A 2,525-nucleotide genomic window follows, 5' to 3' on the forward strand; every position below is an offset into this window, starting at 1 on the left:
GTGTTCAGCGTGCGGGTCAGCGATGGCCTCGGCGGCGTCGACACCCAACTGGTGACCGTCACCATTACCGGCAGCAACGACGCGCCCGTGCTCAGTTTCGCGACGGGCAATGCGGCGGGCGCGGTGCAGGAAGACACCACGCTCAGCGTGAACGGCCAGTTCAGCTCGACCGACATCGATCACGACGCCACGGCGACCTGGACCATCAATGGCTCGCCAACTGGAACCTATGGCTCGATCGCCGTGGACAGCAGCGGCCAGTGGACCTACACGCTGGCCAATGGCACCGATGGGGCCGCCAGTGCGGTGCAGTCGCTGAAGGCGGGCGAGAGTCACAACGAAGTGTTCAGCGTGCAGGTCAGCGATGGCCTCGGCGGCGTCGACACCCAGCTGGTGACGATCACCGTCACCGGCAGCAACGATGCGCCCGTGCTCAGCTTCGTGACGGGCAACGAGGCCGGCGCGGTGCAGGAAGACACGACGCTCAGCGTCAACGGCCAGTTCAGCTCGGCCGACATCGATCACGATGCCGCGGCGACCTGGACCATCGATGGATCGCCAACCGGCACCTACGGTTCGATCGCCGTGGACACCACCGGCCAGTGGACCTACACGCTGGCCAATGGCACCGATGGGGTCGCCAGTGCGGTGCAGGCGCTGAAGGCGGGCGAGAGCCATGAGGAAGTGTTCACGGTGCAAGTCAGCGACGGCCTGGGCGGCGTCGACACCCAGCTGGTGACCGTCACCATTACCGGCAGCAACGATGCGCCAGTGCTCAGCTTCGCGACCGGCAACGATGTTGGCGCGGTGCAGGAGGACACCACGCTCAGCGTCAATGGCCAGTTCAGCTCGGCCGACATCGATCACGACGCCACGGCGACCTGGAGCATTGCGGGTACAGATACGGGCACCTACGGTTCGATCGCCGTGGACAGCAGCGGCCAGTGGACCTACACCCTGGCTAATGGCAGCGACGGGGTTGCCAGTGCGGTGCAGTCGCTGAAGGCGGGCGAGAGTCATGAGGACGTGTTTACGGTGCAAGTCAGCGACGGCCTCGGCGGCGTGGACACCCAACTGGTGACCGTCACCATTACCGGCAGCAACGATGCGCCAGTGCTCAGCTTCGCGACGGGCAATGCGGCCGGCGCGGTGCAGGAAGACACCACGCTCAGCGTGAATGGCCAGTTCAGCTCGGCCGACATCGATCACGACGCTACCGCGACCTGGAGCATCCATGGCGCGGCAACCGGCACCTACGGTTCGATCGCCGTCGACACCACCGGCCAATGGACGTACACCCTGGCCAATGGCACCGACGGGGTCGCCAGTGCGGTGCAGTCGCTGAAGGCGGGCGAGAGTCATGAGGACGTGTTCACGGTGCAAGTCAGCGACGGCCTGGGCGGCGTCGACACCCAGCTGGTGACGATCACCGTCACCGGCAGCAACGACGCGCCCGTGCTCAGCTTCGCGACGGGCAATGCGGCCGGCGCGGTGCAGGAAGACACCACGCTCAGCGTCAATGGCCAGTTCAGCTCGGCCGACATCGATCACGACGCCACGGCGACCTGGGCCCTCAATGGCGCGGCAACCGGCACCTACGGTTCGATCGCGGTGGACAACACCGGCCAATGGACGTACACCCTGGCCAATGGCACCGACGGGGTCGCCAGTGCGGTGCAGGCGCTGAAGGCGGGCGAGAGCCACGAGGACGTGTTCACGGTGCAGGTCAGCGATGGCCTCGGCGGTGTCGACACCCAGCTGGTGACGATCACCGTCACCGGCAGCAACGACGCGCCCGTGCTCAGCTTCGCGACGGGCAATGCGGCCGGCGCGGTGCAGGAAGACACCACGCTCAGCGTGAACGGCCAGTTCAGCGCGGCCGACATCGATCACGATGCCACGGCAACCTGGAGCATTGCGGGTACGGATACGGGCACCTACGGTTCGATCGCCGTCGATAACACCGGCCAGTGGACCTACACGCTGGCCAATGGCACCGACGGGGTCGCCAGTGCGGTGCAGGCGCTGAAGGCGGGCGAGAGTCATGAGGACGTGTTCACGGTGCAGGTCAGCGATGGCCTCGGCGGTGTCGACACCCAACTGGTGACTATCACCGTCACCGGCAGCAACGACGCCGCCGTGCTGTCCTCGGCCAGCGTTACGCTGAGCGAAACCAATGCTCCGCTGACCACCGGCGGCACCCTGACCATCAGCGACGTCGACAGCGCCGCAACCATCGTCGCCCAAACCAACACCGCCGGCAGCTACGGCCAGTTCTCCATCGGCACCGGCGGTGCCTGGACCTACGTCGCCAACTCCGCCCACAACGAGTTCGCCGCCGGCACCACCTACACCGACACCTTCGCGGTGAGCAGCGCCGACGGCACCCTCACTTCGGTCACCGTGCATATCCTCGGCACCAACGATGCGGCCGTGCTGTCCGCCGACATCGCCAACCTCACCGAGACCAATGCTGCGCTGACCACCGCTGGCACCCTCACCATCAGCGACGTCGACAGCGCCGC

1 protein-coding gene is annotated in these 2,525 nt (G+C 66.5%); it reads left to right on the plus strand.

All coding sequences use genetic code 11. The annotated features are described in order from the left end of the window. Positions 1 to 2,525 (plus strand): beta strand repeat-containing protein (locus AC1DKH_RS30260; RefSeq protein WP_477800217.1); only part of this gene is annotated, 2,525 nt, incomplete at both ends.

The sequence above is a fragment of the Pseudomonas sp. 05L36 genome (genome assembly GCF_056398125.1).